This window comes from Marivita cryptomonadis (assembly GCF_002115725.1).
In the GTDB taxonomy this organism is placed as follows: Bacteria; Pseudomonadota; Alphaproteobacteria; order Rhodobacterales; family Rhodobacteraceae; genus Marivita; species Marivita cryptomonadis.
Map to the genome: position 1 here is coordinate 90,999 of NZ_JFKD01000004.1, position 12,608 is coordinate 103,606.

11 protein-coding genes are annotated in these 12,608 nt (G+C 61.1%); 5 read left to right on the top strand and 6 right to left on the bottom strand.

The window, feature by feature from the left end; genetic code table 11:
* The first annotated feature begins 3 nt into the window (after nucleotides 1-3).
* The 5 genes from MCRY_RS05865 to iolB all read left to right on the top strand — a co-directional run bounded on the left by MCRY_RS05865 (nucleotide 4) and on the right by iolB (nucleotide 6,758).
* Nucleotides 4-1,917 (top strand): bifunctional 5-dehydro-2-deoxygluconokinase/5-dehydro-2-deoxyphosphogluconate aldolase, encoded by a 1,914-nt coding sequence (locus MCRY_RS05865; RefSeq protein WP_085628559.1) that lies wholly within the window; start codon nucleotides 4-6, stop codon nucleotides 1,915-1,917.
* Nucleotides 1,914-3,743, top strand: a complete 1,830-nt coding sequence (gene iolD / locus MCRY_RS05870; RefSeq protein ID WP_085628560.1) for a 3D-(3,5/4)-trihydroxycyclohexane-1,2-dione acylhydrolase (decyclizing) — start codon at nucleotides 1,914-1,916, stop codon at nucleotides 3,741-3,743. The genes MCRY_RS05865 and iolD overlap by 4 nt, the downstream gene beginning before the upstream one ends.
* Entirely contained in the window at nucleotides 3,743-4,648 is a 906-nt protein-coding gene (iolE, locus tag MCRY_RS05875; RefSeq protein WP_085628561.1) for a myo-inosose-2 dehydratase, read from the top strand. The genes iolD and iolE overlap by 1 nt, the downstream gene beginning before the upstream one ends.
* 57 nt (nucleotides 4,649-4,705) lie before the next feature.
* Nucleotides 4,706-5,887 (top strand): phytanoyl-CoA dioxygenase family protein, encoded by a 1,182-nt coding sequence (locus MCRY_RS05880; protein ID WP_085628562.1) that lies wholly within the window; start codon nucleotides 4,706-4,708, stop codon nucleotides 5,885-5,887.
* 64 nt (nucleotides 5,888-5,951) lie between these two features.
* Entirely contained in the window at nucleotides 5,952-6,758 is an 807-nt protein-coding gene (gene iolB, locus MCRY_RS05885) for a 5-deoxy-glucuronate isomerase (protein WP_085628563.1), read from the top strand.
* Nucleotides 6,759-6,773: 15 nt separating this feature from the next.
* Here iolB and MCRY_RS05890 read toward each other — a convergent pair whose 3' ends face one another.
* The 6 genes from MCRY_RS05890 to MCRY_RS05915 all read right to left on the bottom strand — a co-directional run bounded on the left by MCRY_RS05890 (nucleotide 6,774) and on the right by MCRY_RS05915 (nucleotide 12,590).
* Entirely contained in the window at nucleotides 6,774-8,036 is a 1,263-nt protein-coding gene (locus tag MCRY_RS05890; protein WP_085628564.1) for a hydantoinase/carbamoylase family amidase, read from the bottom strand.
* Nucleotides 8,024-9,325: a TRAP transporter large permease gene (locus MCRY_RS05895; RefSeq protein ID WP_085628565.1), complete on the bottom strand. Its 1,302-nt coding sequence runs from the start codon at nucleotides 9,323-9,325 to the stop codon at nucleotides 8,024-8,026. Before MCRY_RS05895 ends, MCRY_RS05890 begins: the two co-directional genes overlap by 13 nt.
* Entirely contained in the window at nucleotides 9,322-9,846 is a 525-nt protein-coding gene (locus MCRY_RS05900; protein WP_085628566.1) for a TRAP transporter small permease subunit, read from the bottom strand. Before MCRY_RS05900 ends, MCRY_RS05895 begins: the two co-directional genes overlap by 4 nt.
* 62 nt (nucleotides 9,847-9,908) lie before the next feature.
* Entirely contained in the window at nucleotides 9,909-10,943 is a 1,035-nt protein-coding gene (locus tag MCRY_RS05905) for a TRAP transporter substrate-binding protein (RefSeq protein ID WP_085628567.1), read from the bottom strand.
* Nucleotides 10,940-11,866 carry a polysaccharide deacetylase family protein gene (locus MCRY_RS05910; RefSeq protein WP_085628568.1) on the bottom strand — a complete coding sequence of 309 codons (927 nt, stop codon included), beginning with the start codon at nucleotides 11,864-11,866 and terminating at the stop codon, nucleotides 10,940-10,942. Before MCRY_RS05910 ends, MCRY_RS05905 begins: the two co-directional genes overlap by 4 nt.
* A complete protein-coding gene (locus tag MCRY_RS05915) occupies nucleotides 11,859-12,590 on the bottom strand; it encodes a maleate cis-trans isomerase family protein (RefSeq protein ID WP_085628569.1) in 732 nt (243 codons plus the stop codon). The genes MCRY_RS05910 and MCRY_RS05915 overlap by 8 nt, the downstream gene beginning before the upstream one ends.
* Between the last annotated feature and the right edge of the window lie 18 nt (nucleotides 12,591-12,608).

The following is a 12,608-nucleotide window of genomic DNA, read 5'->3' on the forward strand; positions in this document are numbered from 1 at the left end:
GCCATGACCAAGACTTTGGACCTCATCACCATTGGCCGATCGTCGGTAGACCTTTACGGCGCACAAGTTGGCGGACGGCTGGAGGATATGGGGTCGTTCGACAAGTATATCGGCGGCTCGCCCACCAATATCGCCTGCGGAACCGCACGGTTGGGTATGAAGTCGGCAGTCATCACCGGGGTCGGCGACGAACATATGGGCCGCTTCATCCGCGAGCAGTTGCAGAAAGAGGGGGTGGATACCACCGGGGTCAAGACCGACCCCGACCGCCTGACTGCTTTGGTGCTGCTCGGCATCCGCGATCAAGAGCAGTTCCCGCTGATCTTCTACCGCGAAAACTGCGCGGATATGGGGCTGACGGTCGATGACATCGACCCGGAGTTCATCCGTCGGGCGCGGGCCGTGGTCGCCACCGGCACGCATCTCAGCCATCCTCGGGTCGAAGCGGCGACGCTCAAGGCGCTTGAGATCGCGCGGGCAGAGGGAATTCAGACGGCGCTTGATATCGACTACCGTCCGAACCTTTGGGGTGTGGCTGGGCACGGCGATGGGGAAAGCCGGTTCGTTGAGTCTGCGGCTGTCACAGCCAAGCTGCAATCGACGCTGCACTATTTCGACCTGATCGTCGGCACCGAAGAAGAGTTCCACATCGCGGGCGGCTCGACCGATACGATTGCCGCCCTGCGTGCGGTGCGGGCCGTGTCGGGCGCGACGCTGGTCTGCAAGCGCGGGGCCGCAGGGGCCGTGGCGTTTGAGGGCGACATTCCGGACTCTCTGGACGACGGCCAGACCGGCCCGGGCTTTCCCATCGAAGTGTTCAACGTGCTGGGCGCGGGTGACGGGTTCATGTCCGGTCTGCTGAAAGGTTGGCTGGACGGCGAAAACTGGCCCACCGCGCTCAAATACGCCAATGCCTGTGGAGCCTTTGCTGTCAGCCGTCATGGCTGCACCCCGGCGTATCCCAGCTGGGAAGAACTGCAGTTTTTCTTCGACCGTGGCATCAAACGTCCCGATCTGCGCAACGATGCGGAACTCGAACAGGTGCATTGGGCCACGAACCGCAAGGGCGACTGGTCCAGTGTGCGTACTTTTGCGTTCGATCATCGCTCGCAACTGGAACAGATGACGGGCTACACCCCCGACAAGGGCGCGGCCTTCAAAGAGCTATGCCTTGACGCGGCCCTCAAGGTGGCAAACGGGCAGGTGGGCTATGGCATTCTCTGCGACAACCGGATCGGGCGCAGCGCGCTGCACCGGGCCAGCGGCACGGGCCTCTGGGTCGGACGGCCCACCGAACTGCCCGGATCGCGGCCCATCGAGTTTGAGCCGGAACTGGGCGACGACCTTGGCGGGTTCCGCGAATGGGCGCGCGAGAACGTGGTCAAGCTGTTGGTCTTCTGCCATCCGGACGACGATGACAAGACCGCCAAGATGCAGATCGCACGGGTCAAACGGCTATTCACCGCCGCGCGGCGCAATGGGCTGGAATTCCTGCTTGAGTTGATCCCGTCCAAGGTCGGCCCGGTAGATGACCACACGACGGCAACATTGATCCAGACGTTCTACGATGCGGGCGTCTTCCCCGATTGGTGGAAGCTGGAGCCTTTCAAGACCGACATCGCGTGGCAGAACGCCGTTGACGTCATCACCCGCAACGATCCCCGCACGCGCGGGATCGTGGTGTTGGGCCTCGACGCACCGGAAGACGAACTTGTGGCGAGCTTTGCGCTGGCCGCAAAACAGCCCTTGGTCAAAGGGTTTGCGGTTGGACGCACGATTTTTGGCGATGCCGCACGGGCGTGGCTCAAGGGTGAGATATCAGATGCCGAGGCCGTGACCCAGATGGCCGACCGGTACACTCGGCTTTGCCGCATATGGGACGACGCCCGCAGAGGCGCAAAGGAGGACGCAGCATGAGCAAAACCATCAGACTGACCGCCGCACAGGCGCTGGTGCGCTACCTGACAGCACAGCTCAATGAAGAGGGCGAGACCTTTATCGCCGGATGCTGGGGCATCTTCGGACATGGCAATGTGGCAGGGTTGGGCGAAGCGCTATACAGCGTCCGCGACAGTCTGCCGACCTATCGCGGGCATAATGAACAGACGATGGCGCATGCGGCCATTGCGTACTCCAAGCAGTTGCGTCGCACACGCGCGATGGCGGTCACGTCCTCCATCGGACCCGGTGCCACAAACATGGTCACCGCCGCCGCGCTCGCGCATGTGAACCGCCTGCCAGTGCTGCTCTTGCCCGGCGATGTGTTTGCCCATCGCGGCCCCGATCCGGTGCTGCAACAGCCCGAAGTGTTCAGCGATGGCACGGTCAGCGCGAACGATTGCTTCCGCCCGGTGAGCCGCTATTTCGACCGCATCACACGGCCCGAACACATCCTCACAGCACTGCCGCGTGCCTTCCGCACCATGACGGACCCGGCGGAGTGTGGTCCGGTGACGCTGGCCTTCTGTCAGGACGTGCAGGCCGAGGCGTATGACTACCCCGAAAGCTTTTTCGAACCGCGCGTGTGGCACCGCCGCCGCATTCATCCTGATCCGCATGAGTTGCACCGTGCGGTCGAAGTGATCCGCGCTGCCAAACGCCCGGTGATCGTGGCCGGGGGCGGGGTGCATTATTCGGATGCGACCGCCGACCTCAAATCCTTTGCCGAGGCGCACAACATCCCTGTTGTGGAAACGCAGGCGGGCAAATCCGCGCTGCCTTGGGATCATCCGCTGAACCTTGGCCCCATCGGTGTGACCGGCGGCGAGCCTGCCAACACCACCTGTGCCGAGGCGGATGTGGTGATCGGCATCGGCACGCGTTTTCAGGATTTTACCACCGGGTCTTGGGGGCTGTTTGCCAACCCGAAACGCAAACTCATCAGCCTGAATGTGCAGGCCTATGATGCCATGAAACACAGCGCGATGCCTGTGCAGGCAGACGCGAAGGCAGGCCTGACCGAGCTAGCCATCGAACTGGCAGGTTATGCGCCTGATGCGCCTGTGACCTCGCTCAAAGAGGGTTGGTTCGCCAAAGTCGACCCGCTGACCGAAGCTCCTGACGGCAATCAACTGCCGACTGACATGCAAGTGGTCGGCGCTGTCCAACGCGCCGCCGCCGATAACACGGTCGTGATGTGCGCCGCAGGCACCATGCCGGGCGAATTGCACAAGCTTTGGAAGGCGGGCAAGCCGGGCAGCTATCACATGGAATACGGCTTTAGCTGCATGGGGTACGAGATCGCTGGCGCCATGGGCATCAAGATGGCTCAACCAGAGGCGGACGTGATCTGTTTCACCGGCGACGGCACCTACATGATGGCCAATTCTGAAATGGCGACCGCTGCGATGATGGGCATTCCGTTCACTGTCGTCGTCACCGACAACCGGGGTTTCGGCTGCATCAACCGGCTGCAGATGGGCACCGGCGGGGCCGAGTTCAACAACCTGCTGGACCACGCCGTTCACGCCAATCCCAGCGCTATCGACTTTGCCAAACACGCCGAGGCGATGGGCGCTGTCAGCGTCAAGGTCGGCTCCATCGCGGAATTGGAGGAGGCACTCGCCAAACGCCACAACCAGACCGTGCCCTATGTCGTAGTCATCGACACCGACCCGTACCCGTCGACCGAGCATGGCGGCACATGGTGGGAAGTGGGCGTGCCCGAAGTGTCCGACCGGGCCGAAGTGCGCGCGGCACATGAGAAAGCTGTCACCAACAAGAAACTGCAAAGGGCCGATTGATGGCTGTCAAACTGGGGATTTCCCTTATTGCGTGGCAGAATGACGACCTGCCGGACCTTACGGCGGCCTTCACCACCGAAGGCGCGATGGAGGATGCCGGGCGGATCGGCTATCAGGGCGTGGAACGCGGGCGGCGTATGCCCGCCGACACCGAAGGGTTGCGCGCCTATCTTGATCGCTATGGCGTGGCGCTTTGTGGTGGCTGGTGTTCCGGCAACCTGATGATCAACGATCTGGCCACCGAAAAGGCTGCGATCCGCCAACAGGTCGAACAATTCGCGGCGTTGAATGCGCCCTGCATCGTCTACGCCGAATGCTCCAACACCATTCAGGGCGACATTCACCGCCCGGTCAGCCAGCGTCCCAAACTTTCCCGTGACGAGGTCATGGGCTATGGCGCAAAGCTTTCTGAACTGGCCAAATGGTCGTCGGATCAGGGCTGCGTCCTGTCCTACCACCACCACATGGGGGCAATGGTACAGGATGCCGAAGACATCGACTGGCTGATGGAAGGCTCGACCGACGACCTCACGCTGCTCTATGACACCGGGCACCTGCATTTCGCCGGGGCCGATCCGCTCGCAGTACTGGATAAATGGGGACACAGGGTCCACCACGTCCATTTCAAGGATGTGCGCCAGCCGGTTCTCGACTGGGTCCATACTGAAGACCGCAGCTTCCTCGATGGGGTCGCGGCGGGCGTCTATTCCGTGCCGGGTGATCCCGAAGGGTGCATCGACTTCCAAGCCATCACCGATCGGCTCAAGGCGATGAGCTATGATGGTTGGATTGTCGTCGAAGCCGAACAGGACCCCGCCAAGGCGCCACCCTTTGACTACTCGAAAATGGGCTATGACCACATTCGCGCCGTCGCCAGCGCCTCTGGTTTGGCGATCGCGCCGTAAGGTTTCACCGGTCCCGGTTTGGGGCCAGCACTGAACACCATGCAATAGGAGGACGACATGGGACATCAGACATTCGGATACATCGGCTATTTTGACCGGGAATCCTGCGATCTGGATGAATTTAAGGTGCTGACCTCGCAACAGCTTGAGGCGGTGGATTTGCCCCATGCCGCTGCCATCGAAAAGAACGTGCCGCTTTATGATATGGCGGCGCTGCGACCCGCGCTGGACGACGCGGACAAGCGCCGTGGGCTGATGGCGGAATGGGCGCATGTTCTGCGCTCATCAGCAGGGGTGATCGCGCTCAAGCATGCCTATGCCGACACGTCGGTGATCGACCGGGCGTCCGACGTTTTCGATGGAATCATTGCAGATGAAAAGGTCGGCGCTGCGGGAAAAGGCGATCACTTTGCGGCCTCTGGCGCTAACGATCGGATCTGGAATTCGCTGCAGAAGCAATGTCTTCGCGATCCCGAAGGCTTTGCGCTTTACTACGGCAACACGTCCATCGCTGCGGCGTGCGAGGCGTGGTTGGGGCCGAATTACCAGGTGACCGCGCAGGTCAATCAAGTGCGACCCGGCGGCAAGGCGCAATCGGCGCATCGGGATTATCATCTGGGTTTCCAGACGGCCGACCAGTCGGCACGTTACCCGGCGCATGCGCATGAGGTGACGGCAACCTTGACGCTGCAAGGCGCTGTGGCCCATTGCGACATGCCACTGGAAAGCGGTCCGACCAAGCTCTTGCCGTTCTCACAGCTGTATCCGGCAGGGTATCTGGGGTTTCACGAGGCGGATCATCGGGAGCATTTCGAAGAGGCGCATGTTCAAGTGCCGCTTGAAAAGGGCGATGCGGTGTTCTTCAATCCGGCGCTCTTCCATGCAGCGGGCGAGAACCGCAGCACGGATATCAACCGGATGGTAAATCTGCTTCAGGTGTCCTCGGCCTTTGGCCGGGCGATGGAAGCGGTGAACCGTCGGTCGATGACAGCGGCCCTGTTCCCGGCGCTTGTCGCTTTGAAACAGGGGGGGCGGTTGACGGCCCCGGAACTGGACGCGGCGATTGCGGCCTGTGCCGAGGGCTACAGCTTTCCGACCAATCTGGACACCGACCCGCCGGTGGGTGGCCTTGCACCCGAAAGTCAGGCCGACCTGATGCGCCGTGCCGTGTCAGAAGGCTGGACGACGGATCAGCTGTCCGACGCCCTTGGTCAGATGTCCGCCCGTCAGGCGGCGTGATCCTGGAACCTCCCTGCTTCGGGGCGTCGCATCGGCGTCCCGGAGCCCCAGAAGGATAAGACATATGCCCGATCTTCTGCGCAAACCCTTTGGTACTCACGGAAAGGTACACGAGATTACGCCTGCCTCTGCCGGGTGGCGCTATGTCGGATTCTCCCTCTACAGGCTGCGTGAAGGCGAGACTGTGAGCGAGGTCACTGGCGACCGCGAGGTGATCCTTGTCATGGTCGAGGGCAAGGCCAGCATCAGTGGTGCCGGGCAGGATTGGGGCGTTCTGGGCGACCGGATGGATGTGTTCGAAAAAACGCCACCGCATTGCCTATACCTACCAAATGGATCGGACTGGAATGCCACAGCCGTAACCGCGTGTACGGTTGCGGTTTGCTCGGCTCCCGGTATTGGCGGGCACGAGGCACGTCGGATCGGACCGGATGGGATCACGCTCACGGAACGGGGTAAGGGCGTGAACACCCGCTATATCAACAACATCGCGATGGAGAACGAAGACTACGCCGACAGCCTGCTGGTCACCGAAGTCTTTACGCCGCACGGCCATTGGTCCAGTTATCCCAGCCACCGCCACGACGAAGACGATTTTCCGCGCATCACCTATCTTGAAGAAACCTATTACCACCGCATCAACCCCGGCAACGGGTTCGGTATTCAGCGCGTCTATACTGACGACGGTCAGTTGGATGAAACCATGGCAGTCAGCGATGGCGACGTGGTGCTTGTCCCGCGCGGGCATCACCCTTGCGGGGCACCTTATGGGTTTGAGATGTATTACCTCAACGTCATGGCCGGTCCGCTGCGCAAGTGGCGCTTTGTGGCTGCGCCCGAAGTGGAATGGATTATGGAGCGGGACGCCTGATACGGCCCGAACCGCTTACACCTTCAGGTAACTGCGCGCCCAAGCATAAAGCACGTCACAGGCGTGACCGAAATCGCTGAGGTCCATCGCCTCTGCGGGGTTGTGGCTGCCATTCTCGTTTCGAATGAACACCATCGCTGATGGCACTCCCTGGTCTGCGAAGGTCGCGCAATCATGCCCACCGCCTGACGGCAATTCGAGGATGTCGATGGCACACTGCTCTGCCGCGATGACCAGGCCACGCCTGATGCTGGCGGTCATCGGCGCGGCGGCGGCTTGCGTGTACGGCCCAAGATCAATCCGTACGCCACGGCGTTCGCCGATGTCACTGGCCTGTTTCTGCACCCAATGTTCGAAGAGGTTTAGAACGGTGTCGTCCTGACTGCGCACATCCAGTGTGAAGGTCAGAAGACCGGGCACCTTGGTGATGCCATGCAATTTGGCGTCGGTTGTGAATTCCCCCAAGGTCAGCACCATGTCATCGCCCTTGGCTTCGGCCTCAAGCCAATAGGTCTCCATCGCGTGGACCAATTCTGCGCCAGCCAGAACCGCATCCCTGCGGCTTTGGCGCGGAACACCGCCCGCATGTGTTGTTTCACCCTCAATCCGGCAGAACCTGTGCCGGATGTTGCCCCTGATTGCCGTGACAATGCCCACCGGGCGCTGGGCTTCGATCAGCACCGGGCCTTGTTCGATGTGGACTTCGACAAAGGCGGCGATGTGATTGGGGTCAAGCTGGGGCTGACCGTCGCGGATCGTCTGCGGATCAAATCCGGCTTCGGTCATGTGCTCTGCCAGACTGCGGCCCGTATCGCTGCGCTTCACGCGGTCCGGCGCGTCTGTGGGCAGCACACCAAACGCGGCGCGGCTGCCAAGGTAATGTTCAGGGAACCAGATCATTTCTTCTGCGCGAATGGCCATCAACGTCACGTCGCACGGGGGCTGAGGCCCGTCGCGCAGCCGCTCAAGCAGTACCAATCCGGCGATAACTCCGGCCGCGCCATCGAAATTCCCGCCATGCGGGACCGAGTCGAGATGGGATCCGGTCATAAGCGCAGGGGCGTCGCGGTCTGCTCCGGGCAAGGTCACGTAGAGGTTGCCGATCGCGTCGGTCCGGGTTTCCAACCCCAGCGCCACGGCCTCGCGGGTGATCATCGCATGGGCGGCGTCTTCGACCGGGCCAAAGCTGGCCCGGGTCACCCCCGGCACATCGGCGCTGAGCGTTGCCAATTCGGCGAAAAGCCGTTCTGCTCGGTCAAGCGGGGTCAATAGAGCCACTCCGGAACCACCAGTACGATCTGCGGCCAGATGATGATCAGCCCGATCATCACAAGCATCGCGAACACAAACGGCAGGATGCCGCGATAGACATCCGCCAGCTCTCCGCGTCCGCGCACGCCTTGGACAACATAAAGGTTCATGCCAACCGGGGGCGTGATCAACGCCAGCTCCATCATGATCACAAGGAAGATCCCGAACCAGACCGGGTCAATGCCCAGATGCAGGATAACCGGCATCACGACCGGGATCGTGCCCACCATCATCGACAGGGTTTCCAGAAAACACCCCATGACCAGATAGAACAGGACAAGGATCAGGATCATCTCGGTCGCCGAAAGGCCAAGGTTGGTGACGACCCGGCTCATCGCTTGGGGCACGCCCAGCAATCCGACGATGAAGTTCAGAAAGAATGCGGCGGTGATGATGAACAGCAGCATCGCTGAGGTCTTGATCGTCGCGATAAAGGCAGCGTGTAGCATGACAAAGCTGAGCGCCTTGTTGCTCCACGCCAGCCCGAATGCCATGACCACGCCGATTGCGGCGGCTTCGGTCGGGGTGGCCCAGCCGCCATAGATGGCGCCCATGACGACCACGAAGATCGCCAACGGTGGCAGCAGGTGACGCAGACGGCGCAACCGGTCGGCACGCGAGGCAGGGGGTTGCACAGGTTCGGCCAATGACGGACGCAGCAACACGATCAGTGCGATGATCAGCATGAAGAGTGCCGTGAGCATCAAACCCGGCAGGATGCCCGCCGCAAAAAGCTGCCCAATCGAGGTGTTGGTCAACGCGCCATAGATGATCAGGTTCACCGAAGGAGGAATGAGAATGCCAAGCGTCGCCCCCGCCGCGATGGTGCCAAGCACCAAGGGTTCGTGATAGGCGCGGCGTTTGAATTCGTCCAAGGCCACGGTGCCAATGGTGGCGGCTGTCGCGACGGAAGATCCGGACACGGCCGAGAACATCGCACACGCGCCGATATTGGTGTGCAGCAGTCCACCGGGCAGGCGGCTCAGCCAGTCTGACAGGCTGTCATACATATTGCGGGTGATCCCTGCGCGCAGCAGGATTTCACCCAACAGCACGAAAAGCGGGATTGTCGTTAGCAGAAAGTCGTTCATCGTCGCCCAAAGGTTCGTGCCAAAGGACATCAGAACCGGCGGGCCGAAATAGACCAGTGCACCCAGAATACCTGTGGCCAGCATCGCAATGCCGACATGCAGGCCGATGAACATCAGGCCAAGCATGATCACGAACCCGATGGTTGCGCCGGTGACGTCGATCATTTGCGGGCCTCTTCGATTTCTTCTGCGATGCTGGGCGGGGCCAATGCCCGGCTTGCGGCCTCCAGTCCATTTCGCAAGGCAAAAACGCCCCGGCAGGCGGACCAGAGTGCTGCGATGGCGAAGACAACCAGACCCGCCACCCATAGTGATTGCGGAATCCATAGCGGTGTCTGCAACGGGCTGGACGAGACAGAGTTGAACAGAAGGCTTTCCGACAAGGTCTGCCAACTCATATAGGCCATGAAGGCAGCCCCCAGTCCAAGCGCGACATAGGCCAGCAGGTTGAGCGCGGCCTGCATCTTGAACGGTAGACGCAGCAGCAGGACGTCAATGCGCGTGTGGGCCCGCTCAACCGCAGCCAGCGCCATGCCGAAGGTGCCCGCAACCGCGACGACATAGCCTCCGATCTCGTCCACACCCTGAAGCGAAAAGTTGAACAGCTTGCGCGCGAGGATTTCGAACACGATCAGGAACGACAGGCCAAGGCAGGCATATCCTCCGAGGATTCCAATCAGTCGCATTGCAGGCGTCTTCCTTATTGTCGGAACTGGGCGCGCGATGGCGTGCCCAGTTCAGTCTTTGCTCAGTTCAGCGAGATGCCGCGTGCGGCACCAACGGTGGCGTTCCAGATCTTGGAGCAATCCGCGAACCCGGCATCACAGCTTTCGGCCCATCCCGGCAGCACCTTTTCCATGGTGGCTGCGGTCACCTTGGCCTGATCCTCGGCGCTGGGTTCGACCAGAACCATGTTGAAAGGGGTGTAATTCTCGCAGCCTTCGCCGCCGGTGTTGCAGGCAGTGGCCCAGCCATTGTTTTCACGGGCCAGATCCCAGAACGCTTGCTCGAAGGAAGCAAATTCGGTTTCCAGCTTGGCTTTTTCCTCGTCCGAGAAGCTGTTCCATTTGTCGAGGTTGATGAAATGCGCGTTCACCGACCACGAAATTCCCAAGGGTAGGAAATGCGTGGTGACTTCTGGCCAGTTGCCGGTGTTGCCGGATGTGGGCGAGGTGATGGCGCAATCGACCACGCCGCGTTGCAGGGCAGGGTAGACTTCCTTGAAACTCATGGTTACCGGGCTTGCCCCCAGCGCTTCGAGCAGTGTGGACATCGACGCGGTATAGCTACGCACCTTCAGGCCCTCGAAGTCATCAAGCGAGGCAATTTCGGCGTTGCAGTAGAACACCTGTGGGCCATAGGGCCAGACGGCCAATGGCTTTGCGTTGAATTTCTCGGCAACGCGCTTTTCCAGTTCGGGGCGGAAGGCCTCGATCACGTCAGCCAACTGATCCATGTCCGTGGACACACCGATCAGGTCGATCCCTTCGAGAAACGCATCATCGCGGGCAGCGGCGCCGACGGTGCTTTGCACGATGTCGAACGCGCCGGTGCGCACCATGCGCAGCGTGTCCTGCATGTCGACGCCCATGACGTCCAGCGGGTTGAAGTTGATGGCCAGCGGAATGCCGGTCTTTTCGGGCAGCGAGGCGTAGAATTCCTGTTCCAGCGCGGTGTGGAATTTGTGCGTCGACACAAGGCCAGTGGCCCGGATTTCGGTTTCGGCAATGGCAGGCAGCGCCGTGGCCAGCGCCAGTGCAGAGGCGAGGATCGTCGTCTTCATGTCATGTCTCCTTGTCGGGTCTGAGATGTATTGGCCGCAGGGGAGAACGCGGCAAAGTGACGGGCAATGTCGATGCGTTGCGCCCGCCAGATCTGGTCTTCGAGTGAGGCCAGATATTCGAGGATTTCGGTCACAGCCCGGAACCGGGCGGGCCTGCCGCTGATGCGCAGGTGAAATCCGATAGAGAGTGTGGAGGACCTGCCGCGCTCGGCTTCGATCAGCAGCTGCTCAACCGCATCGCGAACATAATCCACCATCTCAACAGCGCGGACGAAGCCATTGGGATGAAAGAATTTCATGTCGTTGGTGTCGAGGTTGTACGGCACAACAATGAGGCCGCTTGGATCGCTGTAAGGCAGATCGTCATCAAAGGCGTTTGAGGTATAGAGATAGCCCGCTTCGGCCAGCAAGCTGCGCGTCCACGCGCTTTCCGATCCCCGGCAAAAGAACCCGCGCGGGCGCTGTCCGGTTGCCTGTTCGATGATGTCGGTCGCGCGAAGCAGGTCCTGCCGTTCCGTTGCGGCATCGGCGTAATCCGAATGTGGTCGCCATGTCCAGCCGTGGTTTGCCGCCTCGTGTCCGGCGTCAGTGATGGCGCGGGCAAGCATGGGGCTGCGTTCAACCGCGCGGCCGCACATCAGGAATGTGGCAGGCGTTTCGGTCCTGCGCAGGGCGTCCAGAAACCGCCACAACCCGACCCGCGTGCCATAGGCGAAAAGCTGTTCCTGCCCCTGATCGCGGCTGCCCTCTTTGACGACGCTGACAATCTCGCCCACGCGTTCGGACACAGGGTCGCCATCGCCCACCTGAAGCTCGGCCCCTTCCTCAAAGTTGACGGCCACAGCAACGGCAACGCGTGCCCCGTTCGGCCAGATCACTTTGGGCGGCTGCGCGCCGTATCCGATCAGATCGCGCTCAGACATCGAAAATACGTCCCCAGCCGCGAATGCGGGCCGGATCATCGCCCGCCACCAGCATGGATTTCCAAAGCGCGGTGGACACGCTGTCAAGCACAGGAATGCCGGTTTCGGATTCGATAAGCTCGGCTGCCCCGGCACCCCGAAAGTTCGTGCAGTAGATCGCGATGGCCTGCGGTTTTGCCTCTGCAACCTCGCGACACAGCTGCAGGATCTGCGCCTCGCTATAGGTGGCGAACGAGAAGTTGCCGGGATCGTTCAGATGTCGTTCTGCAACGACTTCGATCCCGTTCGCTGCATAATTGGCGACGATCCGGCTTTGAATTTCAGGCAGGTAAGGCGTGACGAGACCGATACGGGTCGCGCCCAATTTTTCGAACAGTTCGTTCATAGCAAGCACGGACGAACAGGCAGGAACACCGGTGCGCTGCTCAATTTCTGCGATCAGCGTTCGGTCGGTATCAAACCCAAGCCAGCCCGAAGAGGTGCCATTCCAGCAGATCGACTGCACCTTTGCATCTGCAAGCAGGTCCGCCGCCGCGAGCATCGGTTCGTTGGTGAATTGCCCGAGTGCGTCGTCTTCCATCGAAATTTTGACGACCCGAAAGCGCGCGAAATGTGCCGAGACATCGGGAAGTTGATGAAGCATTGCGGCGGTGATCGGCTCTAACACCGTGTTGGACGACGGTGTCAGCATGCCAAGCCGGGTTGTGGCGAGTTCTTTGGTCATTGTCGCAGTCCTTGTGCG

Coding starts and splice junctions, on each gene's coding strand:
- MCRY_RS05865 (WP_085628559.1), top strand. CDS start 4: ATGACCAAGACTTTGGACCTCATCACCATTGGCCGATCGTCGGTAGAC.
- iolD (WP_085628560.1), top strand. CDS start 1,914: ATGAGCAAAACCATCAGACTGACCGCCGCACAGGCGCTGGTGCGCTAC.
- iolE (WP_085628561.1), top strand. CDS start 3,743: ATGGCTGTCAAACTGGGGATTTCCCTTATTGCGTGGCAGAATGACGAC.
- MCRY_RS05880 (WP_085628562.1), top strand. CDS start 4,706: ATGGGACATCAGACATTCGGATACATCGGCTATTTTGACCGGGAATCC.
- iolB (WP_085628563.1), top strand. CDS start 5,952: ATGCCCGATCTTCTGCGCAAACCCTTTGGTACTCACGGAAAGGTACAC.
- MCRY_RS05895 (WP_085628565.1), bottom strand. CDS start 9,325: ATGATCGACGTCACCGGCGCAACCATCGGGTTCGTGATCATGCTTGGC.
- MCRY_RS05900 (WP_085628566.1), bottom strand. CDS start 9,846: ATGCGACTGATTGGAATCCTCGGAGGATATGCCTGCCTTGGCCTGTCG.
- MCRY_RS05905 (WP_085628567.1), bottom strand. CDS start 10,943: ATGAAGACGACGATCCTCGCCTCTGCACTGGCGCTGGCCACGGCGCTG.
- MCRY_RS05910 (WP_085628568.1), bottom strand. CDS start 11,866: ATGTCTGAGCGCGATCTGATCGGATACGGCGCGCAGCCGCCCAAAGTG.
- MCRY_RS05915 (WP_085628569.1), bottom strand. CDS start 12,590: ATGACCAAAGAACTCGCCACAACCCGGCTTGGCATGCTGACACCGTCG.